Below are 24501 nucleotides of genomic sequence, written 5' to 3'. Positions count from 1 at the left end.
CGCGCCCGACACGGCCCGTGAGGTTGGACACGCCACGCGCACGTACAGCATGATGCTAACTAGACGATCTAAGTACCCGGCAGGCGGGCACTCGGGAGTCGATTTCCGGAGAACTCAGGACGCGTGAGGCGAGGTGGGCAGTGGACGGCACCGAGCACGAGCGCGCCGCGGAGTCCGGGGCGCCCTCCTCCCACGTGGTTGCCGGACCGCACTCGCGCGCCCTGCGGCGGGTGGTCACGCTGAACCACGAGATCGGGTACCAGCTGCGGCGGATCATGGGTCTCAAGGACACCGACTACTCCGCCATGGCCCTGCTCATGCGCCACCCCATGGGACCCACGGACCTGGCGCGGGCCCTGCACATCACCACGGCCTCTGCCACCGCCATGGTGGACCGGCTGGTCCGCGCGGGCCACGTGGTGCGTGAACCCCACCGCGCGGACGGCCGCCGGATGACCGTGCGCGCCGTGGACCACTCCAGGGCGGAGGTCACCCGGCACGTGATGCCCATGGTCGAGATGGTGGAGGCCGAGCTCGCGGCCCTGGACGAGCGGGGCAGGCAGGCCGTCCTGCAATTCCTCACGGGCACGGCCGCGCGCATGGAAACCCACCTCACGGACCTGTGCGAGCGCCCCGCCCTGGACGCCTCCGACACTTCCGACGCCCACGGATCCGCCGAGGCCGGGCGCGGCACCGATCCGGGCAGAGGCGCCGGTGCGCCCGCCACGGGTCCCGGTCGCGCCGATGCCTCCCCCGGGGAGCCCTCATGAGCCGGGCCGTGCCGAACGCCTCCGCGTGCGCCGAGGAGCAGGGCGGGAGCCGCTCCACGCTGCCCCGCGAGGACGCCGAGTGGAGCGCCTTCCGCGCCGCGGTCACGCGGGAGCTGGAGGAGTTCTTCGCCGCCCCGACGCACCGTGTTCCCCGGAGCCCGGGCTTCCCGGTGCTGTGGGAGCGCACGGCCCAGCAGCTGGCGGGAGGCAAGCTCATCCGGCCCCGCCTGACGCTGATTGCGTGGCGCTCCTTCACCGCACCGGCCGGTGGGGCCGTGCCCTCGGTGCCGGACGCGCAGTGCGTGCGGCTGGCGGCGTCGTTCGAGATGCTCCATGCCGCGCTGCTCGTCCACGACGACGTCGTGGACCGTGACTGGCGCCGGCGCGGCCGCCCGACCGTGGGCGAGCTATTCCGCCGGGACGCCGCCGCCGCGGGCGCGCCGGCCCACGAGGCCGAGCACGCGGGAGAGTCCGCCGCGATCCTCGCCGGGGACCTGCTGCTCGCGGGCGCGCTGCGCCTCGCGAGCACGTGCACCGGGGACCCCGCCACCTCGCGCGCGGTGGCCGACGTGGTGTTCGAGGCGGTCACCGCCTCGGCGGCCGGCGAGCTGGACGACCTGTTGCTGTCCCTGCACCGCTTCGGCGCGGAGCACCCCGGTGTGCAGGACATCCTGGACATGGAGCGGCTCAAGACGGCCACGTACTCCTTCGAGGCGCCGCTGCGGGCGGGGTCCCTGCTCGCGGGGGCGTCCGCGGAGGAGTCGGAGCAGCTCGCGCACGCGGGCGCACTGCTGGGTGTGGGCTACCAGGTGGTCGACGACGTCCTGGGCACCTTCGGGGACCCGGCGCTTACGGGCAAGTCCGTGGACGCGGACCTCCGGTCGGGCAAGGCCACGGTGCTGACCGCCCACGGGATGCAGGCCCCGCACGCCCGCCGCGTGCTCGAGGACCTCGCGGCGGGTGCCACCACGGTGGAGCGCGCCCGGGAGGCGCTCGCGGCGGCCGGTGCGCGGGAGGCCGCTGTGGACCTGGCCACGGACCTCGTGGACCGGGCCCGCGAGCTGCTCGACGGACTGCCCCTGCCCGGCCCGCAGCGCGAGCAGCTCGACGCGCTGTGCCACCACGTCCTGAACCGAGACTCGTAGTGAGGACCCCCATGAAGCTTCCGGCCGAGCGCGCACACACCCCGCTGCGCCTGTACACCGGGACGGCGCTGGCGTCCTCCGGGGTGGTGATCGGCGAGTACTCCACGTCCTTCTCGCTCGCGTGCCGCACCCTGCCCGGGCCGGTGCGCCGGGACATCGCCGGGATCTACGCGCTCGTGCGGGTTGCGGACGAGATCGTGGACGGCACCGCCCGCGCCGCCGGACTGGACGACCGCGCGGTGCGCCGGGCGCTGGACGGGTACGAGGCCGCCGTGGACCGGGCGCTCGAGACCGGGTTCTCCACGGACCTGGTGGTGCACGGCTTCGCGGACGTCGCCCGCCGCCACGGGTTCGGGCGGGAGCTCACGGAGCCGTTCTTCGCGTCCATGCGGGCGGACCTGGAGGTTGCGGAGCACGACGGCGCCTCGCTGGAGGACTACATCTACGGCTCCGCGGAGGTGGTGGGTCTGATGTGCCTGGAGGTGTTCACGGACATGCCCGGAACCCGCGCGCAGACCCCCGAGCAGCGGGAGATGCTGCGCTCCACGGCCCGCCGCCTGGGAGCCGCGTTCCAGAAGGTCAACTTCCTGCGGGACCTCGGCGCGGACCACGACCAGCTGGGGCGCACCTACCTCCCGGGAGCTGATCCCGCCCACCTCACCGAGGACCGGAAGGCCGCCCTGCTCGCGGACCTCGACGCGGACCTCGACGCCGCCGTGCCCGGCATCCTCGCCCTGGACCGCCGCGCCCGCCGGGCGGTGTCCATGGCCCACGGGCTGTTCACCGAACTGGCCCGGCGCATCGAACGCGTGCCCGCGCGCGAGCTGAGCACCCGGCGGGTCAGCGTGCCCACCGCGGTGAAGCTGCAGATCGCGGCGCGCGCCATCGCGGACACGGAGGTCACGGCATGACGGACGGCAACCGGACGACCCGGCACCCGACCCGCCCGGAGAACGCGCACCGGGGCAGCCCGGACGGGGGCGCCCCGCGCACGGTGGTGGTCGGTGGGGGCTTCGCGGGCCTCGCCACGGCCGGGCTGCTCGCGCGGGACGGACACCGGGTCACCCTGCTGGAGCAGCGGGACACGCTCGGCGGGCGCTCCGGGCGGTGGTCCGCCGAGGGGTTCACGTTCGACACCGGACCCAGCTGGTACCTCATGCCCGAGGTCATCGACCGGTGGTTCACCCTCATGGGCTCGAGCGCGGACGAGCAGCTGGACCTGCGCCGCCTGGACCCCGGCTACCGCACGTTCTTCGAGCAGCACCTGGACGAGCCGCCCACGGACGTGCGCGCCGGGCACGCGGAGGAGCTCTTCGAGCGGCTGGATCCCGGGTCCTCAGAGGCGCTGCGCGCATACCTGGGTTCCGGCGCCGAGGTCTACGACCTGGCCAAGAAGCACTTCCTCTACACGAACTTCTCCCGCCCCACGGATCTGGCGCGCGCCGAAGTGCTGCGCAACCTTCCGCGGTTGGGCGGGCTGCTGAGCACGTCCATGCAGCGCTACGTGGCCGCACGGTTCCGGGATCCCCGGCAGCGCCAGATCCTGGGCTACCCCGCGGTCTTCCTGGGCGCCTCCCCGGACACCGCGCCCGCGATGTACCACCTGATGAGCCACCTTGACCTCACGGACGGGGTGCAGTACCCCGTGGGCGGGTTCGCGGCGCTCGTGGACGCCATGGAGCGGCTCGTGCGCGCGGCCGGCGTGGAGATCGTCACGGGCGCGGAGGTCACCGGCATCGAGGTCGCCCCCGCCCCAGCCTCGTTGCGCTCCCGCGTGGGGGCCGCCCGCGCACGACGCCGCTCGGCCGGCTCCGTCACGGGCGTGACCTGGCGCGCGGCCGCCCCGGAGGAGGGGGTACGGGCCGGGCAGGACGGCGCGGCGGGCGCCCCCGGCGCACGAGGTGCCGTGAGGGACGCGGACGGGCCGGGCGGCGTCGTCGAGGGACCGGGCGTTGTTGCTGAGGGGCGGGGCACCCGAACCGACGCATCCGCCGAGGCGCGGGGCGCCGGAACAGATGCACCCGCCGGGCAGCCGGGGGACGGCGAGGAGCGCACGGTTACCGCGGACGTGGTGATCGGCGCCGCGGACCTGCACCACCTGCAGACCCGGCTGCTGCCGGACGACTTCCGCGCACCGGAGTCCCGCTGGACACACCGTGACCCGGGCCCGTCCGGGGTGCTCGTGTGCCTGGGCGTGCGGGGGAAGCTGCCGCAGCTCGTGCACCACAACCTGCTGTTCACCGCGGATTGGGACGACAACTTCGGGCGCATCGCGGACGGCACCCCGCTCGCGGAGCAGACCTCGATCTACGTGTCCATGACATCGGCCACCGACCCGGGCACCGCCCCGGAGGGGGACGAGAACCTGTTCATCCTGGTGCCCTCGCCCGCCGTGCCGGAGTGGGGCCGGGGCGGGGTGCGCACCCCGGACACGGACGAGCCGGGCTCCCCGCAGGTGGAGCGGGTGGCGGACGCCGCCATCGCGCAGCTGGCGCGCTGGGCGGAGATCCCGGACCTCGCGGAGCGGATCGTGGTGCGCCGCACCTACGGTCCCGGGGACTTCGAGGCGCAGTTCAACGCGTGGCGCGGCTCCATGCTGGGCCCGGGCCACACGCTGCGGCAGTCCGCGCTGTTCCGCCCCGGCGTCACGGACCCGGGGATCGAGGGCCTCTACTACGCGGGGTCCTCGGTGCGACCGGGGATCGGTGTGCCCATGTGCCTGATCTCCTCCGAGGTGGTGCGGGACGCCGTCCGCGAACGCGGGGGCCGCTGATGTACCTGGTGCTGCTGCTCGTGCTCCTGGGCTGCTTCGCGCTGATCGACCGCCGCTGGGCCCTGTGCTTCTGGTCCGGGCGTCCGTGGCGCGCGCTGCTGGTGCTGATGGCGGGGGTGGCGTTCTTTCTCGCGTGGGACCTGGTGGGGATCGCCAACGGACTGTTCTGGCACGGTGAGAACTCGCTCACGCTCGGCGTGTTCGTGGCACCCGAGCTGCCCCTGGAGGAGGTCTTCTTCCTCGCGTTCCTGGGCTACCAGACCCTCGTCTACGTGCAGGGCGCACCCGTGCTGTGGCGCTGGCTGCGGTCCCGCGCGGCGGGGCACTCCAGCGGTCCCACGGGGCACGGGGGCCCGACGACGCCCCGGGGCTCGGAGGCATCCGCCGCTCCGACCGCCGCCGGTGATCCGGCAGCCCCCGGCACGCCGGCCACCCCCGGTGATCCGGTCCCCGCCGGTGGCCCGGGGCGGAGCTCGCCGCAGCGAGAGGGCTCTCGCACTGGAGCCGTGGACACTGGCGAGCCGGCAGCCGGGGCAGCCCGAGGGCCGGAGAGGGGGGACGTCTCGTGACGTACTGGGGTGTGAACGCGATCTTCCTGGGGATCGCCGTGGTGGTCCTCGCCGTGGCGGTGCTGCTGCGCCGCCCGGGGCGCCTGTTCTGGGGCTCGCTCGCGGGGGCCACGGTGCTGCTCGTGGTCCTCACGGCGGTCTTCGACAACGTTATGATCGCCTCCGGGATCATGACCTACACGGAGCACAACATCTCCGGGGTGCGGATCGGACTGGCCCCGCTCGAGGACTTCGCCTACCCCGTGGCCGGGGTGCTGCTGCTGCCCGCGCTGTGGCTGCTGCTGGGCCGGGAACGGGCGGGGGCGGCGTCGTTCCCCGGTGCCGAGGAGGGAAGTGGACGTGCTCACTAGGCTGTTCTGGGCCTCGCGGCCCCTGAGCTGGGTCAACACGGCCTACCCGTTCACCGCCGCGGTGCTGCTCACCGGCGGGCTGCCGTGGTGGCTCGTGGTGCTCGGCACCGTGTTCTTCCTGGTGCCCTACAACCTGGCGATGTACGGGATCAACGACGTCTTCGACTACGAGTCGGACCTGCGCAACCCCCGCAAGGGCGGCGTGGAGGGGGCCGTGGTGGACCGTGCGGCGCAGCGGCCCGTGCTGCTGGCCTCGTGCCTGGTCCCCGCGCCCTTCGTCCTGGTGCTCGGGGGCTACGCGGTGGTCACGGGCAACTGGGTGTCCATCGCGGTGCTCGCGGTCTCGCTGTTCGCCGTGGTGGCGTACTCGTGGGCCGGGCTGCGGTTCAAGGAACGCCCGTTCGTGGACGCGATGACGAGTGCCACCCACTTCGTCTCGCCCGCGGTCTACGGCCTGACGCTGGCGGGCGCCACGTTCACACCGGGACTGTGGGCGCTGCTGATCGGGTTCTTCCTGTGGGGCATGGCCTCCCAGATGTTCGGCGCGGTCCAGGACGTGGTCCCGGACCGGGAGGGCGGACTCGCGTCCGTGGCCACGGTGCTTGGTGCCCGGCCCACCGTGTGGGTGGCCGCGCTGCTCTACGCCCTGGCGGGCGGGCTCATGGTGTTCACCGAGTGGCCGGGCCAGCTCGCCGCACTGCTCGCGGTGCCGTACCTGCTCAACGTGCTGCGCTTCAGCGGTGTCACGGACACCGATTCCGGGCGGGCCAACGCGGGATGGAAGACCTTCCTGTGGTTGAACTACCTCACCGGTTTCCTGGTGACCATGCTGCTCATCTGGTGGGCCGCGATGCGCCCGGTGTGACCCCGGCCGGTCGCTCGACGCCGCTCGTCCCCTCGCGGGGGCGGGCGGCGTCGTCGTTCTCGTCCTGTTCCGATCCGTGAACCCTTGACCGCCTCGCCGGTTATGTGGTTCCTTAGTAAAGTAATGAACCAAGGAGCTGGAAGTTCTCCATGACACCCAGACAAGACGGTCGCCCGATCTTCATGGTCCTGGCCGATCAGATCGCGGACGACATCCTCCAGGGCAACTACCCGGTGGATTCCGCCGTGCCATCCACCAACGAACTCGCCGCGTTCTACCGCATCAACCCCGCGACGGCGGGGAAAGCGCTGGGACGCTTGGTGGATCAGGGAGTCTTGGAGCGGCGTCGTGGGATCGGGACGTTCGTGGCCGCGGATGGCCCGGACATCCTGCGAGCGCAGCGCCGGGAGGCGTTCCACGAAGACTTCATCCGACCTGCCGTGGCCGAGGCCCGGAGGCTCGGACTCACACTCGACGACATGGTCGCACTCATCAGCAAGGACTCGCCATGAGTTCTCCCGTACGACACACGGATCACCGCGAGAGCGCGCCGGGGCAGGCGAGCGGGTAGGGGATCCGGATCAGGAACCTGAACAAGTCCTTCGGTAAGAAGCACGTACTGCGGGACATCGCCGTGGATTTCGCGCCCGACCGGGTGCACGGGCTGCTCGGGGCCAACGGCGTGGGCAAGACCACGCTGATGTCCGTGATCCTCAATCACACGTTCCGCAGCTCTGGTGAGGTGCTGATCGACGGTGAGGATCCGCGGGAGAATGCGCGGTTGCTCGAACGCACGTGCTTCATCCACGAGGACCAGAAGTTCCACGACGACGACACACCGGCCTCTCTGCTGCGCATCCTGCCCACGTTCTACCCCGCGTGGGACACCGAGCTGGCCGAGCGCCTGGCGTCCCGGTTCAAGCTGCCGATGAGCACGCGCACCACCAAGCTCTCCCGCGGGCAGCGCAGCGCGCTGGCGATCGTCATCTCGCTGGCCGCCCGGGCGCCGTACACCTTCATGGACGAGCCGTACCTGGGGCTCGACCCCGGGCACCGTGCCCTGTTCTACGAGGAGTTCGCCCGCGCCCTGGCCGAACACCCGCGCACCGTGATCCTCTCCACGCACCTGATCGACGAGGTGTCCGACCTGCTCGAGGACGTGGTCATGATCGAGGACGGCCGGGTCACGGTGGACGCGGACATCGACGACGCCCGGGACAGCGCGTTCGTGCTGCGCGGACTCGAACCCGTGGTCCGTGACGTCGTGGGCGCTCGCAGGGTCTTGCGCGAGCACCGACTCGGCAACATCCTCTCCGTCACCGTGGACGGTACCGCGACCGCCGAGGACCGGCGCCGCGCGGACGCCGCCAATGTCTCGGTGGAACCCGTCACCTTGCAGGAACTCGTGGCCGCGCGGGGCATGCGCGGCGCCGACGACGCAGAAATGAGTGTGTAATGCAGTACGCCCGCCGGAACCTCGCGCTGTACCTGACCAACCGACTCAACTCCTTCGTGGTGGCCCCGGCCATCCTGGTCCTGGTCGCGATCCTCACGGTCGTGATCGGGCTGATCATCGGCATCCGCACCGGTCTGCCCCTACCGCAGCCGGTTCAGGACGGATTCCGAGCCAACCTGGCTGTGTTCTGGGCCCTCCCGGGCTTCTTGATCTCCCACGGCGCGCTGACCGTCAACCGGTGTTTCGCCGGCGCACTCGCGTTCGGCAGCACCCGCCGGAACTTCTGGGCGGGCACGGCCATGGGGTTCATGATCACGTCCCTTGTGGTTGCAGCCGTGGGTCTCGTGATCCTGGCCGTCGAGGCCGCGACCGGGTTCGGGCTGGGGATCAGTTTCCTCACCATTCACGCCTTGGGCGACGGCAGCCCCCTGATCGTGGCCGTGACACTGTTCCTGCTGAGTCCCATGAGCCTCTTCGCGGGCATGAGTTTCGGCGGGTTCTACCGCGCGGCCGGGGTGACCTGGACCGTGATCTCGATCGTGGCCGTGGTACTCGTGGCACTGGGTCTGCTCGCCGCGATCGTGGCCTGGCCGGACTTCTGGTTGGACCTCGCGAGCGAGCTCGGACGGTGGGACATCCCGCTCGGCCTCGTGGTCGTCACGCTGATCGCCGGTATCGCGAGCCGCGCGGTGGTGCGGTACGCGGAGATCTGAGCTCCCGGTACGACGCCGCTCGCTCCCTTCCCCGGGGTGGGCGGCGTCGTCGTGTGTGGGCTGTGTCGTGCGGGCGGTGCGTGGACTGCATCCCTGACATCACCCGCTCCGGGGCCCACCCCACCTGGCATCATGGCCCCATGAGCCGATCGGCATTCATCACGCACACCGCCCACGTCAACGACACCGAGCTGGCCTACACGGACGAGGGCCGGGGCGAGCCCGTGGTGCTGCTGCACGGCCACGCGTACGACCGCTCCATGTGGGACGGGCAGGTCGCGACTCTCACGGAGCAGGCTTGGCGCGTGATCGCCCCGGACCTGCGCGGGTTCGGCGAGTCCCAGGTCACCGAGGGGATCGTGTACACCGAGGAGTTCGCCGCGGACATCGTCGCGCTGCTGGACGAGCTCGTCCTGGAGACCGTGATCCTGTTGGGCTTCTCGATGTCCGGGCAGGTGGCCATGCAGATCGCCGCGTCGTACCCCGAACGGGTGGGCGCGCTGATCATCAACGACACGGTGCCCACGTCCGAGGACGCGGCGGGGCGGCGTCGTCGTCATGTGGCGGCGGACGGGATCATGCGGGACGGCATGGGGACCTACGCGCAGAACGTGCTGTCCAAGATGATCGCGGAGGAGAACGTGGAGCGGCTGCCGGAGGTCGCCGAGTGCGTGCGCGAGATGATCCGGACCGCCCCGCTCGAGGGCTCCACCGCGGCCATGCGCGGGCGCGCCGAACGCAACGACTTCACCGAGACGCTGCGCGCGTGGGAGAAGCCCGCGCTCGTGATCGTGGGGGACTCGGACGCGTTCGACAACGGCGCGGGCCAGGCCATGCGCGAGCTGCTGCGCCACGGTGAGCTCGCGGTGGTCCCTGCGAGCGGGCACACACCCAACATGGAGAACCCCGCGGAGTACGACGCCGCTCTGGGCGCCTTCCTCTCCCGCCTCGTCTGACCGGGCGGCTCGCGGGTGCCGCTCACGGGCGGAATGGCGGGCGAACATCTGAGTCCCGATAAAGCATCGGAATCGCGATCCGGGTGCTTTATCGGGGCATGGATGCACTCGGGGATGCCCGGCGCTCAGTTCCAGTTGTCGGCGAGCAACTCCATGGCTGTGAGGACGTCCGGCTGGCGGGTCGCCGTGGGGGAGATCATCAGCTCGTCCGCATCAGCGTGTTCTGCGAACCGGTGCAGGTAGTCCACCACGGTGTCCGGGGTGCCCGCGCCGGTGTAGCTGATCATGTGCAGGATCTGGGCGGCAGCGGGGGAGGCCATGACCATGTCCATCTCCTCGTCCGTGAACTCCCGGCCGCGGCCCACCATGGCCTTGACCCGGGAGCGCTGGGTCGCTTCCAGCTGACGGGCGGCGTCCTGCGCGTCCTCGGAAATGATCACGTTCACCGCGGCGATCACGTACGGCTCCGCGAGCTGTTCGGACGGCTGGAACTGGGACCGGTACGCGGCCACGGCGTCCACAAGGGCGTCCGGGGCGAAGTGCGATGCGAACGCATAGGGCAGCCCGTAGGCCGCGGCCAGCTGGGCCCCGAACAAGGACGAGCCCAGGATGGTCAGCGGCACGTCGGTCCCCGCACCCGGCATCGCCTGCACACCCGGGATGAGTGAGTTGCCGCTCAGGTAGCCCCGCAGTTCCTTGACGTCCTGGGGGAAGCTCTCGGCGGATTCGGGGGAACGACGCAGCGCGCGCAGCGTGCGCGGATCCGTCCCGGGAGCGCGGCCGAGCCCCAGGTCGATCCGGCCGGGATGCAGCTCCGCGAGGGTGCCGAACTGTTCCGCGATCGTGAGTGGGGAGTGGTTGGGCAGCATGACACCGCCCGAACCCAGCCGGATGCGTTCCGTGTGCGCGGCCACGTGGGCGATCAACACGGCCGGTGCGGAGGACGCGATCGTGGGCATGTTGTGGTGCTCCGCGTACCAGACCCGCGTGTATCCCAACCGCTCCGCGTGCCGGGCAAGGGTCACGGAATCCGCGAAACTCTCACCCACCGATTGGTTCTCGCGCACGGTGGCGAAGTCGATGACCGATAGGGGCAGTGCCATGAATGAAACCCTTTCCAGAGAAAACTTTCTGTGGGAATAACGGGCTCACGGGGCCCGATATTCCGCGGGCCGCTGCTCTCCCGGGTGTGCTGAACGGGTTGCTCGGGGTGGGAGGGGATGAGCGGGGGAGCGGGATGAGGGAGCGTCTACCGGCAGACTCGGGGCCACCACCGGACCCGGACTTGCCGGTTCAGTTCTCGGGGCGCCCTGCTCGGATCGCCCCAGCCGGCGCCCGGCGGCGCGCCTTGTGGGTGTCGGGGGTCGGTCATAGGCTCACGGGCATGGCCGAGTACGAGGTCACCGAGCTGTTCACCGTCCCCCGCGAGCCCATCGTGCTCGCGCCCGGGGCCGTGCACGTTCCCGATTGGCTCCCCGTCGCCCGGCAGCACGATCTCGTGGCCGCGTGCCGTGACTGGGTGCGCTCGGCCCCCATGCGTCACCAGGTGATGCCGGGCGGCGGTCGGATGTCCGTGCAGTCGGTCATGCTCGGCGTGAATCGGACCCCCTACCGCTACGGGGCCACCGGGGGAGCGGAGGTCGCGGCCCTGCCGGACTGGCTCGTGGACCTGGGTGCGCGGGCCGTGGCGGACGCGTACGGAATGGTGGACGCGGGAGATGTGGGCGTCCCCGAAGTCGAGGACGTCGTCCGCGGTTTCGTCCCCGACTCCGCGCTGGTCAACTACTACGACGGCGCCGCGCACATGGGGATGCACCAGGACAAGGACGAGTTCTCGGCGGCGCCCATCGTGTCCCTGTCCCTGGGGGACACGTGCACGTTCCGTTTCGGCAACACCGAGACCCGCACGGCTCCGTACCGGGACGTGGAACTGCGCTCGGGGGACCTGTTCGTGTTCGGCGGACCCTCCCGGTACGCGTTCCACGGCGTGCCCAAAGTGTTCCCCGGCACGGGTGGCCTGCACCTGGGGTTGAAGAACGGCGGGCGGTTGAACATCACGCTACGCATGACGGGTGGACACCGGCGAGCACACTGACGTGCTGAGAGCGACCCCGTCTGCCGGCACACGGGGTCGGGCGCCCCGCTCGAACGCGAGGGTCTGCGCGCGGCTCGGCCACGAGAACCGGTGCCCCGCTCGGACCCGGGGCCGCGACGGGCGCGATGACACACTGGGGTCATGCAGAACAAGACCCTGGATCCCCGCCCCACGGACGTGCAGGTGGAGCGCTACCGCACCCTGGCCGCCGATCACGCGGTGGGGGTGGGCGTGGTGTGCTCGCGCTACCGGGGCAAGGACCACGCGATCACCGTCACGGCGTTCGCGGACGTCTCCTACGATCCGCCCACCATGCTCGTGTGCCTGTACGACATGGGGCGAATGTGCGAGGCCGTGGAGAGCTCCGGGTCCTGGACCCTGTCCCTGCTGAACGCGGATCAGCGGTCCGTGGCGAATTGGCTCGCGAGTCCGGGCAACCCCGTGGACGGACTGCTGGACACCGTCCCGTTCCACCGCACCGAGCGCACGGGGACACCTGTGATCGACGGGTGCCTGAGCTGGTTCGAGCTGGACTCCGTGTCCACCCACACCGCGGCAACCCACCTGGTGGTCGTGGGGCGTGTCACGGCCATGGGCCGAGGGGTGGACGCGGGTGCCGCGGACCGTCCCCTGATCCATTTCGCGAGGGAGTACAAGAGCATCGGGTGATCCCGGCCGCGGGTGGGCGTACGGTGAGAAGTGGGGGATCGCTCGTCGCACGGGGCGCAGCGGTGGTGTCCCCCAATGTGACGTCTCATTGCGCCGTGTGGCCCAGAATGTGGACTACGAAACCATGTGTTGGACATGGGATGCCTGGCAGGATTTAGCCTGTCCGGATAACGGCAGCCGGACCGCCAATCCGGGAACACAGCCGTGTGAGAGGACCCACCATGCCGGACCGCGTCAGCCAGAACACCTCAGCAGATCCCGAGACCCCCGACTCCGCTCAGGGGTTGGACGGTGTCCCGGCATCCGGGGGTGAGGCAGAACGGGTCGCCGCACAAGCCGTGGACCTCGTGGCCCCCACGGAGGCGCTGCACAGCGATCCGCGCCTGACGGAAGGGTTCAAGTCCGCGTTCGGTCAGCATCCCGCGGGCATCGCGATCATCACGGTCGCCGGGCCGGAAGGCCCCGTGGGCCTCACGGCGTCCTCCGTCTCCTCCATCTCCGCCGACCCCCCGATCCTCGGCTTCTCGCTGCAGGCCAAGCGCGGTTCGGCGGCCGTCGTGGCAACGGCCGATTCCTTCGTGGTGCATTTCCTGGATTCCGACAACGTGGAACTCGCACGTTCCTTCGCCATTTCGGGTGCACCCCGTTTCGGGGACGACATGGAGTGGACCACGCTGCCCACAGGCGAGCCCCGCTTGCTCGGGGTGCGCCGCGTGCTGCGGGCCATCCCGCTCGCGCGGATCAAGGCCGGGTCGGCGCTCGTGTTCAATGCCGCCGTCGTGGAGGTCCTGGGTGAAGAGGGCTCGGGCAGCCCGCTCGTGTACCACCAGCGGCAGTTCCACGGCCTCAGCGACAGCTCGGTGCTGGACCTGCACCTCTGACGGGCGGCCCTTCGCGGTACCGTGTGTGACGCTGTTCACCCAAAGTTTTCTTCAGAATAGGTTGACGCATCAAACAGCGGGTCGTAAATTAGTTTCCGAAGCAACCAATTGGGCCGCCCGACGACGGCCCGCCCGATGCCAAGGAGAAACGAATGACCACGCTCGAAGGTATGACCCCCGGAACCTGGACCCTGGACCCCGCCCACACGGAGGTCGCATTCTCCGTCCGCCACGCCGGTATCTCCAAGGTGCGCGGTGTGTTCAGCGACGTCTCCGGTGAACTCAACGTGGCCGAGGACGCTTCGCAGTCCAACGGCCAGGTGGTCGTGGGGATGAACTCCGTGGACACCAAGAACGAGACCCGCGACAACCACGTGCGCTCGGCCGAGTTCTTCGACGTGGAGAACCACCCGCAGATGACCTACAAGATCACCGGCCTGGAGCTCAACGACGGTGAGGGCACCGTGACCGGCGAGCTCACCCTGCGTGGCGTGACCAAGCCCGTGAAGCTGGACGCCGAGTTCAACGGCGTGGCCGTGGACGCCTTCGGCACCACGCGCGCGGGCTTCACCGCCTCCACCTCGATCTCCCGCAAGGAGTTCAACGTGACCTGGAACGCCGCCCTCGAGGCCGGCGGGGTCGTGGTCTCCGACAAGGTGCGCATCGACCTGGACGTGGAGTTCACCGCTCCGGAGTCCGCCAACTGAACGACTCGCACCTGAGCATCTCGCGCCCGAGCGACTCGCTCCCCACGTGAACAGTGCCCCACCGGTTGTCCGACCGGCGGGGCACTTGCGTTCCGTGGGGCAGGGGCGCGGCTAGTGCAAGGACTGCACGATGAAGTAGATCAGCGGGACCAGCACGAGCCCCAGCAGGGCGATGCGGCGCACCCGCACCTCCATGCGCGCGGGGTTGATGTGGTGCCTCTCGCGGCCGCTCCGCTCGCTGTCCGCAGGCTGGGCGGCGTCCTCCGCAAGGGGGCCGGGGCGCTCGCCCTGCGCGCCCGCGGGAGCCGCGGCGCCGTCCGGGGTCCGCCCTGGCTCCGAGCCCGGGAAGGACGAGGGTGCCGGGTGCTGCCCCGCGTGCCGTCCCGGTTCCTGCGGGTCCTGGGCCGGGCTCTCGTGCGGGCCGGGTGCCCGGTTCATCGCCACTGCGTGGTCATGATGAGCCCGGAGAGCATGAAGCCCAGCCCGATCACGAGGTTCCACACGCCGATCCCCGGGATGGGGACCACGCCCTGGAACAGGTAGTAGGTGATGATCCACAGCAGACCCAGGATCATCAGCCCGATCATGATCACCTTGAACCACAGCGGCGTGGGCTGGTAGTCGTCCGCGCGGCGGGCACGGGCCTCGGCCTTCGCGGCCTTGGCCTCCCGGCGCTCGGCGTCCCGGCGTGCCTTGATGCGGGCCTTCGTCTGCGCGGGGGTCTCCTCCGGCGCGTCTGCGGGAGAGGTGGCCTCGCCCGCGGGAGCCGGTGCGGCGGCGTCGTGCTCCGCAGCGGACGACGACGACGCCGTGCCCGCCGCACGCGCCGCCCGGCCGCGCTTCTTCCGGGAGGCGGACTGCGCGTCCGGTGCCCCGTCGGTCTCCGGGGCGTCGTCGAGCTCCGTGGTGTCCTCGGCGGGGGCCGTGTCCGTCACCGCGTCCCGCGCGGCCACGGAGGTGGAGCCGGCGTTGCGCGTGGCCGTGCGCTCGAACGAGGCAGCGGCACTGTTGCGGGGCAGGATCTCGGCGGCCAGCGCCGCGAGCTCACGGTCACGCTCCGTGAGGGTGAACTGCTGTGTTTCGTCCGGGGCGTTGCGGGATCGACCGAAGCGCTTCTTGGGCTGCGACACTGCTGATCATTCCTCCTGGGGGGCCGGGAACGGCCCGGCGCCGTGCGGGCGGAGCCGCGCGCTGCGCGGGCCCCGCCGGTGTGTTCCGGGGCCCTGCCCCGGCGTGACATCGGCGTTCAGTCTATCCGTCCGCGCGGGCGTAGACTTGCGCGAGTTCTTTCAACCGGTGAACCCGCAGGAGTTCTTGAGTGTCTGTGAAGATCCTCGTCGTGGACAACTACGACAGCTTTGTCTACACGCTGGTGGGCTACCTCCAGCAGCTGGGCGCCCAGACCACCGTGGTCCGCAACGACGACCTCGACGTCCCCGCCGCCACGGCCCTCGCGGGCGAGCACCAGGGCGTGCTGCTCTCACCGGGGCCCGGAGCCCCCGCGGACGCGGGCGTGTGCTCGGACCTGATCCGCTGGGCGGAGCGCACCCGCACCCCGCTGCTCGGGGTGTGCCTGGGCCACCAGGCCCTGGGCGAGGTCTACGGCGCCCGCGTGGGCCACGCCCAGCAGCTCATGCACGGCAAGACCTCCCGGCTGGTGCACCAGGGGGAGAGCGTGTTCGCCTCCGTGCCCTCGCCGTTCACCGCCACCCGCTACCACTCGCTCGCGGTGGCCGCGGACACCGTCCCGGACTGCCTGGAGGTCACCGCCACCACGGACGACGGCGAGGTGGTCATGGGGCTGCGGCACCGCACCGCGCCGCTGCACGGCGTGCAGTTCCACCCCGAGTCCGTGCTCACCGAGGGCGGCTACCTCATGCTCGGCAACTGGCTCGAAGAGGTCGGCCAGCACGGCGCGGCCGCTGCCGCCGCGGGGCTGTCCCCGCTCATGACTGCCTGAGACCCCCCGCCCGGTCATCGGCGGGTGCGGGGGCCGGGGCCCGGGCTCACGGGGCGCACGCCCAGCCAGTCACGGCTCACCTCCCCAGGAGGTGCGACGCAACACCCTGAACGGCTCAGCCGTGGTCCCCGCGCGTCTTCGAGGCGCCTGCCGTGGGCCGGGGCTCCGGCGTGGCGGTGGCCGTCTCCGCCGGAGCGCTCGGCTCCGTGGTCTCCTCCGGGGTCCGTGACGGCGTGGGAGTGGGGGAAGGCGCCGTCTTCCTGGCCACCGTGATGGTGATCGTGGAGCCCTGGCTCACCGAGGACCCCGCGGGGGCGGACTGCTCCAACACCGTGCCGGTCTCGGCGTCCTCCGTCTCGCGGATCTCCACGGCGGCGTTGAGCCGGACGTCGTCCGCCCGCAGGGCCCGCTCCGCGTCCGCGCGGCTGCGGCCCACGACATCCGGGACCGTGACCTTGCCCGTGGACACCTGAAGCTTCACCGCGCTGGCCCTGGCCACCGAGCTCCCGGGTGCCGGGTCCGCGGAGATCACCGCGTTGGCGGGCACCGTGGCGCTGTTGACCGTGCTGACCGGGCCCACCGTGAGTCCCGCGTGCTGGATGGACTCCCGCGCGTACTCGAGGGACTGGCCCACGATGTCCTCGGGGACCGTGACCGTGGCCGGGCCCTCGGAGACCACCACGGACACCGTGGCGTTGCGGTCCACCTCGGTGCCGGCGGCGGGATCCATGCGGATCACGTGCTTGTCGGGCACGCTGTCGCTGTGCTCCTTGGTGAAGGTGGGATTCAGCCCGGCGTCCCGCAGCGTGTTCTCCGCGGTGGTGCTGTCCATGCCCACCACCTGGGGGATGCTCACGCGCGCCACCTGCTCCACCTGCGAGCCCTGCCACCACTGCACTCCCAGCACCGTGCCCACACCCAGCAGCGAGAGCAGCAGTACCAGCGCCAGTGCGATCACCCAGCCGCGGCGACCCCGCGAGGGGGCTGCGGTGGCGGGCTCGGGGGCGGCGGCGTCGTCGTCGTCCGGCTCGAAGGGGCCGGGCTGGACCGGGGAGGTCTCGGTGGTCTCCGTGTCCTCGCTGCGTCCGGCGGCGGTGACGGCCGCGGCAGGGGCGCCCGTGCCCACGGCGGGCAGGGTCTTGGTGTGGGAGTCCACCGCGGTGGCGGTGCCGATCGGCTGGGTGGCACCCAGGTCCGAGGACAGCTGCGCCTCGAGCTCGCGCAGGGCGCGGCGCATCTGCCCGGCGTCCGCGAAGCGGTCCTGCGGGTTCTTGGCCAGCGCCCGCTCCATGAAGCGGTCCACGGCGGGCGGCAGCTGCGGGTTCAGGGCCGACGGCGCGGGCGGCGCGTCCCGCACGTGCTGCGCGGCGATCGCCACGGAGGACTCGCCCACGAACGGCGCGCGCCCCGTGAGCATCTCGAACAGCACGCACGCCGCCGAGTAGAGGTCCGAGCGGGGGTCCACCGCGGCCCCGCGGGCCTGCTCGGGGGACAGGTACTGCGCGGTGCCGAGCACGGCCTGGGACTGCGTGAGCGCGGCCTGGGTGTCCTCCACGGCGCGCGCGATGCCGAAGTCCATGACCTTGACGCCGCCGTCCGGGGTGACCTTGACGTTCGCGGGCTTGATGTCCCGGTGCACGATCCCCGCGCGGTGGCTGAAGGACAGCGCGTCCAGGATGCCGAGCATGTACTCCACGGCTTCGTGGGGCGTGACGCCCGGTCCGTGGATGAGCTCCCGCAGCGTCTGCCCCGGGACGTACTCCATGACGATGTAGGGCCGCAGCACACCGTCCGGGCCCTGAGGCCGGATCTCACCGGTGTCGTAGATGGCCACGATCGAGTGGTGGTTCAGGGACGCGACCGCGTGGGCCTCGCGCTGGAAGCGCTCGTGGAAGGACTCGTCCGCCGCGAGCTCGGGGCGCAGGATCTTGATGGCCACCCGGCGCCCCAGCCGCACGTCCTGACCCACGTGCACCGTGGCCATGCCACCGCGGCCGATGACCTCACCGACCTCGTAGCGCTCGTTGACCAGCTCCGGGAGCTGAGGCGACCCCATGGCCCCTACCCGTCCGAACCGGTGGCGGGGGACGGCGCCGCCACGGCGCCGGAGTCCTGCGGGGCGGTGGAGCCCTCGGTGGTGCCGCCGGCCTGCGCGCCCTGGTCCCCGGTGCCGGCCGAGGGCTCGTTGCCGGGTGCCGCGCCCTGCGTGGCGCCGTCACCGTTGGGGGCGGCCGGGGGCACCGAGTTGCCGGGGATCGAGGGGCCCGGCTGCTCGGGCGCCTCGCTGCGCTGCGGGGTGGACGACGGCGCACTGCCGCCGTCCGTGCCCGTGCCCTTGCTGGGCTGGGCGGCGGGCTCCCACGCGACGTACATGACCACGGTGGAGCCGACCTCCACCTCCGTGCCGCCGGCGGGGTCCGAGGAGACCACCGTGTTCGCGGTGCGCCCGGTGTCGCGCTGCAGACGCTTGTCCACGTTCACGCCCAGGGCCACGATCTCGTTGGAGACCTGGTCCGCGTCCTTGCCCACGATGTCCCGGGGAAGGGTCACGGTGCTCGCCCTGGTGGGGCTCACGGTCGAGGAGGTCACGGTTCCCGGCGCGGGGGAGTCCTCGGTGTCCCGCGTGGTGAGGAACCACACGCCCGCCACGGCCGCGACCACCAGCAGCGCGAGCAGCGGCAGCAGCCACGCCCACACGGAGCGCTTGGACGTGCCCGACGCCGCGGAGCCGCCGGTCCGCCGGGACTGGTCCACGGCGTCGAACTGCGCGGTGGAGGGGTGGGCGCTGTACTCGGGGTCGGGGCGCGCAGCGGCCGCCGCGGAGCCCGTGCCCACGGTCGAGGACACGGCGGTGCCGGGCATGGCACGCGTGCTCGGCCCGGACACCGGCGCCATCGCCTCGGTGGGCTGCTCGTCCTGCGTGCTGGCCTCCGAGAGCCACGGGGCCATCCCGGGCACCATGGCCACCGCGGACTTGAGGTCCCCGCGGCGCAGCGCGTCCACGGCGTTGGCGAGCTTGCCCGCGTTCTCCGGACGGTCCTCCGGGTCCTTCGCGAGCATGGACATGATCAGCGCACGCACCGGCTCCGGCACGGAGTCCGGCAGGGGCGGGGGGTTGTCGTTGACCTGCGCCAGGGCGATCGCGATCTGCGACTCCCCGGTGAACGGCCGGCGCCCCGCGAGCAGCTCGTAGCCGATGATGCCGAGGGAGTAGATGTCTGAGGAGCCCGTGGCGGTCTGCCCGGTGGCCTGCTCGGGAGCCAGGTACTGGGCGGTGCCCATCACCTGCCCGGTGGCCGTGAGCGGCACCTGGTCCGCGAGGCGCGCGATGCCAAAGTCCGTGACCTTGACCCGGTTGTCCGGGGTGATGATCAGGTTCCCGGGCTTCACGTCCCGGTGCACCAGGCCCTGCGCGTGCGCGGCGGCCAGCGCGCGGGCGGTCTGGCCGATGTAGTTGAGCACGGTGTCCGCGTCCCGCGTCTTCTGCCGGTCGATGATGTTGGACAGCGGCTCACCCGGGACCAGCTCCATGACCAGGAACGCGGAGCCCTCGTCCTCGCCGTAGTCGAAGACGTTGGCCACCCCGGGGTGGTTGAGCAGGGCGGTGTGCCGCGCCTCGGCACGGAAGCGCTGCAGGAACGTGGGATCGCCGTTGTACTCGTCCTTGAGGATCTTCACGGCCACGATGCGGCCCAGGACCTGGTCCTTGGCCTTCCACACCTCGCCCATGCCACCGATGGCAATTCGTTCCGTGAGCGCGTAGCGACCGCCCAGAATGGTGTTCGACGATGGTCTCACTTGTTCAACACCGCCTCGAAGAGTTGCCGTGCGCTGGGGCTGGTCAGGGTGGACCCTGTGGTGACGTCCACGTCCTCGATCACCACGGCCACCGCCAATTGGGGGTCATCGGCGGGCGCGAATCCAGTGAACCACGAATCGTTCAATCCGTCCTTGCCGATCTCCGCCGTGCCGGTCTTGCCGGCCACCTTGACACCCGGGACGGCGGCACCGTGGGCGATGCCGTTGTCCACCACGGAGGTCATGAGGTCGGTGACGGTGTGGGCGGTGTCCGCGTCCGTGGAGCGGCGCAGCTGCTCGGCCTTGAACTGGTCGATCACGGACAGGTCCGAGGAGCGCACGTTCTTGACCAGGCTGGGCTTCATCATCACGCCGTCGTTGGCGATCGCCGCGGACGTCATGGCCACCTGCAGGGGAGTGGTGCGGACGTCGTACTGCCCGATGGAGGACAGTGCGAGCTGCGCCTGGTTCATGTCCTGGGGGAACACGGAGGGGGTCACGTCCAGCGGAATGCTCAGCTTCTGGCCGTAGCCGAAGTTCTCCGCGGTCTGACGGATCTTGTCCTGGCCGAGGTCCATGGCCAGCTGCGCGAACGGCGTGTTGCAGGACTGCTCCAGGGCGAACTGCAGGTTCACCTGCGTGCGTGCGGAGCAGCCGCCCTGCCGGTAGTTGGGCAGGGTCACGGTGGTGTCCGGCAGGGGCAGCTCACCGGGGTTCTGCAGGGTGGAGTCCGTGGTGTACTTGCCGGACTCCAGGGCCGCCACGGTGTCGATGAGCTTGAACGTGGAGCCCGGGGAGTAGAGGTCCCCGCCGATCGCTCGGTTCACGAGCGGCTTGTCCGGGTCCGCGTTGAGCTGGTCCGCGGCGGCCACCACCTTGTCAGTGTTGTGGGAGGACATGGCGTTGGCGTCGTAGCTCTTGCGGGAGACCATGGCCTTGATCTCGCCGGTCTTGGGGTCCACGGCCACGATCGAGCCGTTGTGGCCCTCCAGGGCGTCGTAGGCCACCTTCTGCAGCGTGGAGTCCAGCGTGAGCTCCACGGAGGCGCCCTTGGGCTGGTCCCCGGAGAACAGGGACATCACGCGGTCGTAGAACTGGTCGTCCGAGGCCCCCGAGAGCTCGTCGCCCAGGGTGGACTCGAGTCCGGTGGCGCCGTAGACCAGGGAGAAGTAGCCCGTGAGGTTGGAGTACAGCGGGGAGTCCGCGTACACGCGCTGGTGCTCGAAGTCGTCGTCCGCGGGAACGGACTTGGCGATCTCCTTGCCGTCCACCAGGATCGAGCCGCGGTCCTGGCCGAACTGCTCGTACAGCGTGCGGTTGTTCCACGGGTTGGCCTGCAGGGCGTTCGCCGCGAAGAACTGCACGTAGGTCAGGGTCAGCAGCAGCACCATGACGATGGCCGCGACCATCAGCCACATCCTGCGGATCGCCTTGTTCACGGGGTCCCCCCTTCCTGCTCGGCCGCGCCCTCGGCCGGCTTCGTGCTGCTCCCACGGGACTCGTCCCCGGACGACGACGCCGCCCCGGTGCCCGCTCCACGCGCGCCGTCCTGCGCGCCGGACCGGCCCGCGGAACGCTCACCGGAGCGTTCCCCCGCACCCGGCGCGCCGGAGCGGTGGGTGATGCGGGACATCACCTCGGTGGCCGAGCCAGTGTCCGAGGACTCCAGCGGGGAGGCGTGCTCGGGCACGCCGGAGGAGGTCAGAGAGGTGGCTGGCGTGAGCTCCGTGGGAGCGTCGGCGTCCGCCACGGCGGGGCCGTTGTCCCGGTCCGGGGTGCGGTCCTGGGCGCGCTGCTCCTCGCGGGCGCGGCGGCGTCGTTCGAAGGAGGCGAGGTCCTCGTCCGTGGCGGGGCCGGTGGCCACCGGGCGGCGGGCGCTGTGGGAGATGGCCAGCAGGATGGCCACGATGATCCAGTTGGACAGCAGGGACGAGCCGCCGGCGGACATGAACGGCGTGGTCAGACCGGTCAGCGGCAGCAGGCGGGTCACGCCGCCCACCACGATGAACAGCTGCAGCACCATGAGCGCGGACAGCCCGGCCGCGAGCAGCTTGCCGAACGCGTCCCGGGTGCCCAGGGCCGCGCGCAGCCCGCGCGTGGCGAAGAGCAGGAACATCACCAGGATCGCGCCGAGCCCGATGAGCCCGAGCTCCTCACCGAAGGCCGTGATGATCATGTCCGAGTTGGAGTAGGAGACCAGGTCCGGGCGGCCCTGGCCCAGGCCCTGGCCGAACAGCCCGCCCGAGGCGAGGCCGAAGAGCCCCTGCACGATCTGCGCGGAGCCGCCGGGGGAGCGGTTGTAGACCTCGGGGTCGAACGCGTCGAGCCACGCGTCCAGGCGCAGGCTCACGTGGGAGAACACGCGGCTGGCCGCGAAGCCGCCCACGAGCATCAGCACCACGCCCAGCACGATCCAGCCGAGGCGACCGGTGGCCAGGTAGATCATGGCCAGGAACAGGCCGAAGAACATGATGGCGGTGCCCATGTCCTTCTGCAGCACCAGCACGCCGATCGCGATGACCCACGCGGCAAGCATGGGCGCGACGTCCTTGAAGCGGGGCAGCCGCACGGGGCCGATCTTGCGCCCGGCCAGCAGGATGAGGTCCCGGTTGGTGGAGAGGTAGCCCGCGAAGAACACGGCCAGCGTGATCTTGGCGATCTCACCGGGCTGGAAGGTGCGCCCGGCGATCGAGATCCACAGCCGCGCGCCGTTGATCTCCACACCGAGGCCCGGGACCATGGGCAGCACCAGCAGCACCGCGGAGAGCAGCAGCATGGTGTAGGTGACGTTGCGCAGCCGCCGGTGGTCCTTGAGGAACCACAGCACCACGCAGCACACGGCCATGGCCACGGCGGTCCACACCACCTGGGTGTTGGCGGCGGTCTGGCCGGTGGAGAGGTCGATGCGGTGGATCATCGCCAGGCCCAGCCCGTTGAGGGCCACCGCCAGGGGCAGCAGGTAGGGGTCCGCGTAGCGCGCGCGGATCCACAGCACCACGTGCACCAGCAGGGCGCCCACGCCGAGCACGGAGCCGCTCACGATGATGTGCCCGGGATCCTTGTCCAGCTGCTCGGGGTCCACCAGGATGTTCGCGCCCACCCCGATGCACAGGGCGAGCAGCAGCAGCAGGAGCTCGGTGACCCGGCGCGGCCGGGGGCGCACGGTGCGCTCGTGACCGGGTGCGGCGGCGGGGTTCGCGGCGGGCCTGCTCACGAGTCACCACCTCCCGAGGCGGACGCGGAGGGGCTCGGGGAGCCTGAGCCGCTCGCGCTGGACGAGGGGTCCGGGGTGGGGGTCGTGACGGTCACGCGACCGGTGGGGTGCGGGCCGGGCCCGCTGGAGGTCTTCAGCTCGGACACGATCTTCTCGGCCTCGTCCCGGCTGCCCGCCGGAATCGTGGCGCGCACGCGCTCCTGGGCGTACTGGGACAGGGAGTCCACGCGCACGTCCGTGGTGGAGTCCAGATCGCTCAGCGAGATGGGCCCGAGGCTCTGGGAGACGCCCTGGTACACGGCCACCCTGCCCTGGTCCTCGCCCACGTAGTACTGGGAGGAGGTCCAGGCGCGGGCTCCCCAGCCGCCCAGCATGAGGGCCACGGCGAGCACCACGGCGCCCGCCACCCACACCGCACGACGCCGCGTGGACGCCGGTGCGGGATCCTCGCCCTTGCGCCGCAGCAGGCTGCGGACCTCGGCGGGATCGGTGGTCTCGTCCAGGGTGGACGTGGAGAGCATGGTGGCGCGGCGGGCCATGGCCGAGTCCGAGACGGTGGGGATCCGCCCGGTCTGGGTGGCGTTGGCGGCCGCGCCCACGAGCAGGTGGGGGCGCTCGGCCAGGTCCTGGCGCAGCACGGAGGCCGAGGACTGCGCGGGTTCCGGCGGTGCCGGCGGCTCCTGGCGGCCGGGTTCACGGTAGTCGACGCCGCCCCCGGCCACGGGGGAGTCCATGGGGCCGTCCCAGTGCTCCTCGACGGTCTCCACGCGCAGCCGCTCGTCCGAGGTGCGGGACTCGTCCGGGATGGCGCCGTGGCCCTCGCCGGTCATGGGGTGCGCCTCGTCCCCCGGGGGGATCTCGTCCACCTGCACGACCACCACGGTCACGTTGTCCGGGGCGCCCCGGTCCAGGGTGAGCTCCACGAGGGAGTTCACGATCTGGTTGAGGTCCCCGGTGGAGCGCATCACGTTCTCGATGGTCCGGGCGTTGACCACGGCGTTGAGCCCGTCCGAGCACAGCAGCCAGCGCTCGCCCACGGCCGGGCGGACGACGCGGACCTCCAGCTCGGGGGAGGCGTCCACGTCCCCGAGCACGCGCATCAGCACGTTCTTGTGGGGGTGGGTCTCCGCCTCCTCGGGCTGCAGCCGGCCCTCGTCGATCAGGCGCTGCACGAAGGTGTGGTCCGTGGTGACCTGCTGGAAGCCCTCCGTCTCGGAGAGCCGGTAGGCGCGGGAGTCCCCGATGTGGGCCACGGAGATCTCGTCCCCGTCGATCAACAGGGCGGTCACGGTGGTGCCCATCCCGCCCAGGCGGGGGTTGGACTGCACGAGCTTCGCGAGGTTCTGGTTCGCGTTCTGGATCTCGTCCGCGAGCACGGTCTCGGCCTCGCCCCGGTGGCCCGCGTGGTCCAGGTGGGTCAGGTCGATCACCGCGGACGCGGAGGCCACGTCACCGCCCACGTGCCCGCCCATGCCGTCGGCCACCACCGCGAGGTAGCGCCCGGCGTAGGCGGAGTCGTCGTTCTTGGAGCGCACGCGGCCCACGTCGGAGCGCGCGGCGTAGCGGAAGGCGATGGGCAT

24 protein-coding genes are annotated in these 24501 nt (G+C 71.4%); 16 read left to right on the top strand and 8 right to left on the bottom strand.

The features are described from left to right. Window positions 1–140: 140 nt before the first annotated feature. The 11 genes from KRH_RS10315 to KRH_RS10265 all read left to right on the top strand — a co-directional run bounded on the left by KRH_RS10315 (window position 141) and on the right by KRH_RS10265 (window position 9597). Window positions 141–770 (top strand): MarR family winged helix-turn-helix transcriptional regulator, encoded by a 630-nt coding sequence (locus tag KRH_RS10315; RefSeq protein ID WP_012399154.1) that lies wholly within the window; start codon window positions 141–143, stop codon window positions 768–770. Beyond that, complete coding sequence (locus KRH_RS10310; RefSeq protein ID WP_012399153.1) at window positions 767–1915, top strand: polyprenyl synthetase family protein; 1149 nt, start codon at window positions 767–769, stop codon at window positions 1913–1915. The genes KRH_RS10315 and KRH_RS10310 overlap by 4 nt, the downstream gene beginning before the upstream one ends. 11 nt (window positions 1916–1926) lie before the next feature. After that, entirely contained in the window at window positions 1927–2826 is a 900-nt protein-coding gene (locus KRH_RS10305) for a phytoene/squalene synthase family protein (RefSeq protein ID WP_041297424.1), read from the top strand. Beyond that, entirely contained in the window at window positions 2823–4688 is a 1866-nt protein-coding gene (crtI, locus tag KRH_RS10300; RefSeq protein WP_012399151.1) for a phytoene desaturase family protein, read from the top strand. The genes KRH_RS10305 and crtI overlap by 4 nt, the downstream gene beginning before the upstream one ends. After that, the gene (locus tag KRH_RS11915; protein WP_012399150.1) at window positions 4688–5257 is read left to right on the top strand and encodes a lycopene cyclase domain-containing protein; all 570 of its coding nucleotides are present in this window, start codon (window positions 4688–4690) and stop codon (window positions 5255–5257) included. The genes crtI and KRH_RS11915 overlap by 1 nt, the downstream gene beginning before the upstream one ends. After that, complete coding sequence (locus KRH_RS10290; protein WP_012399149.1) at window positions 5254–5607, top strand: lycopene cyclase domain-containing protein; 354 nt, start codon at window positions 5254–5256, stop codon at window positions 5605–5607. The genes KRH_RS11915 and KRH_RS10290 overlap by 4 nt, the downstream gene beginning before the upstream one ends. After that, complete coding sequence (locus KRH_RS10285; RefSeq protein ID WP_041297728.1) at window positions 5597–6472, top strand: prenyltransferase; 876 nt, start codon at window positions 5597–5599, stop codon at window positions 6470–6472. The genes KRH_RS10290 and KRH_RS10285 overlap by 11 nt, the downstream gene beginning before the upstream one ends. A 149-nt stretch (window positions 6473–6621) precedes the next feature. Next, window positions 6622–6984, top strand: coding sequence for a GntR family transcriptional regulator (locus KRH_RS10280; RefSeq protein ID WP_012399147.1), 363 nt, complete (start codon window positions 6622–6624; stop codon window positions 6982–6984). A gap of 122 nt (window positions 6985–7106) precedes the next feature. Continuing rightward, on the top strand, window positions 7107–7928 hold the full coding sequence (locus KRH_RS10275) for an ATP-binding cassette domain-containing protein (protein ID WP_012399146.1): 822 nt from the start codon (window positions 7107–7109) through the stop codon (window positions 7926–7928). Next, on the top strand, window positions 7928–8641 hold the full coding sequence (locus KRH_RS10270; protein ID WP_012399145.1) for a hypothetical protein: 714 nt from the start codon (window positions 7928–7930) through the stop codon (window positions 8639–8641). The genes KRH_RS10275 and KRH_RS10270 overlap by 1 nt, the downstream gene beginning before the upstream one ends. Before the next feature lie 140 nt (window positions 8642–8781). Next, window positions 8782–9597: an alpha/beta fold hydrolase gene (locus KRH_RS10265; RefSeq protein WP_012399144.1), complete on the top strand. Its 816-nt coding sequence runs from the start codon at window positions 8782–8784 to the stop codon at window positions 9595–9597. A 125-nt stretch (window positions 9598–9722) separates the two neighbouring features. On the opposite strand, the gene KRH_RS10260 is transcribed toward KRH_RS10265, so the two are convergent. Next, window positions 9723–10700: an LLM class flavin-dependent oxidoreductase gene (locus tag KRH_RS10260; protein WP_012399143.1), complete on the bottom strand. Its 978-nt coding sequence runs from the start codon at window positions 10698–10700 to the stop codon at window positions 9723–9725. A gap of 281 nt (window positions 10701–10981) precedes the next feature. Here KRH_RS10260 and KRH_RS10255 point away from each other — a divergent pair, with 281 nt between their 5' ends. The 4 genes from KRH_RS10255 to KRH_RS10240 all read left to right on the top strand — a co-directional run bounded on the left by KRH_RS10255 (window position 10982) and on the right by KRH_RS10240 (window position 13949). Further along, window positions 10982–11692 carry an alpha-ketoglutarate-dependent dioxygenase AlkB family protein gene (locus tag KRH_RS10255; RefSeq protein ID WP_012399142.1) on the top strand — a complete coding sequence of 237 codons (711 nt, stop codon included), beginning with the start codon at window positions 10982–10984 and terminating at the stop codon, window positions 11690–11692. Between the two features lie 141 nt (window positions 11693–11833). Further along, window positions 11834–12361 (top strand): flavin reductase family protein, encoded by a 528-nt coding sequence (locus KRH_RS10250; protein ID WP_012399141.1) that lies wholly within the window; start codon window positions 11834–11836, stop codon window positions 12359–12361. A 221-nt stretch (window positions 12362–12582) separates the two neighbouring features. Next, entirely contained in the window at window positions 12583–13242 is a 660-nt protein-coding gene (locus KRH_RS10245) for a flavin reductase family protein (protein ID WP_012399140.1), read from the top strand. 152 nt (window positions 13243–13394) lie between these two features. Beyond that, on the top strand, window positions 13395–13949 hold the full coding sequence (locus KRH_RS10240) for a YceI family protein (protein WP_012399139.1): 555 nt from the start codon (window positions 13395–13397) through the stop codon (window positions 13947–13949). Between the two features lie 111 nt (window positions 13950–14060). Here KRH_RS10240 and KRH_RS10235 read toward each other — a convergent pair whose 3' ends face one another. Next, entirely contained in the window at window positions 14061–14387 is a 327-nt protein-coding gene (locus tag KRH_RS10235; protein ID WP_012399138.1) for a hypothetical protein, read from the bottom strand. After that, window positions 14384–15079: a cell division protein CrgA gene (locus KRH_RS10230; RefSeq protein WP_012399137.1), complete on the bottom strand. Its 696-nt coding sequence runs from the start codon at window positions 15077–15079 to the stop codon at window positions 14384–14386. The genes KRH_RS10235 and KRH_RS10230 overlap by 4 nt, the downstream gene beginning before the upstream one ends. A 188-nt stretch (window positions 15080–15267) precedes the next feature. On the opposite strand from KRH_RS10230, the gene KRH_RS10225 reads away from it, so the two are divergent. Further along, window positions 15268–15909, top strand: a complete 642-nt coding sequence (locus tag KRH_RS10225) for an anthranilate synthase component II (RefSeq protein WP_012399136.1) — start codon at window positions 15268–15270, stop codon at window positions 15907–15909. A gap of 115 nt (window positions 15910–16024) precedes the next feature. On the opposite strand, the gene pknB is transcribed toward KRH_RS10225, so the two are convergent. From pknB to KRH_RS10200, 5 genes are read right to left on the bottom strand one after another with little or no spacing between them, the layout of a single operon-like run. Beyond that, on the bottom strand, window positions 16025–17965 hold the full coding sequence (gene pknB / locus KRH_RS10220; RefSeq protein ID WP_012399135.1) for a Stk1 family PASTA domain-containing Ser/Thr kinase: 1941 nt from the start codon (window positions 17963–17965) through the stop codon (window positions 16025–16027). A gap of 5 nt (window positions 17966–17970) precedes the next feature. Further along, a complete protein-coding gene (locus tag KRH_RS10215) occupies window positions 17971–19707 on the bottom strand; it encodes a serine/threonine-protein kinase (RefSeq protein WP_012399134.1) in 1737 nt (578 codons plus the stop codon). Continuing rightward, a complete protein-coding gene (locus KRH_RS10210; protein ID WP_012399133.1) occupies window positions 19704–21146 on the bottom strand; it encodes a peptidoglycan D,D-transpeptidase FtsI family protein in 1443 nt (480 codons plus the stop codon). Before KRH_RS10210 ends, KRH_RS10215 begins: the two co-directional genes overlap by 4 nt. Next, window positions 21143–22921 carry an FtsW/RodA/SpoVE family cell cycle protein gene (locus KRH_RS10205; RefSeq protein WP_012399132.1) on the bottom strand — a complete coding sequence of 593 codons (1779 nt, stop codon included), beginning with the start codon at window positions 22919–22921 and terminating at the stop codon, window positions 21143–21145. The genes KRH_RS10210 and KRH_RS10205 overlap by 4 nt, the downstream gene beginning before the upstream one ends. Beyond that, on the bottom strand, window positions 22918–24501 hold the full coding sequence (locus KRH_RS10200; RefSeq protein ID WP_012399131.1) for a PP2C family protein-serine/threonine phosphatase: 1584 nt from the start codon (window positions 24499–24501) through the stop codon (window positions 22918–22920). The genes KRH_RS10205 and KRH_RS10200 overlap by 4 nt, the downstream gene beginning before the upstream one ends.

It is taken from the genome of Kocuria rhizophila DC2201 (genome assembly GCF_000010285.1).
Lineage (GTDB): Bacteria > Actinomycetota > Actinomycetes > Actinomycetales > Micrococcaceae > Kocuria > Kocuria rhizophila_A.
This window is presented reverse-complemented; position numbering and strand designations above follow the sequence as displayed.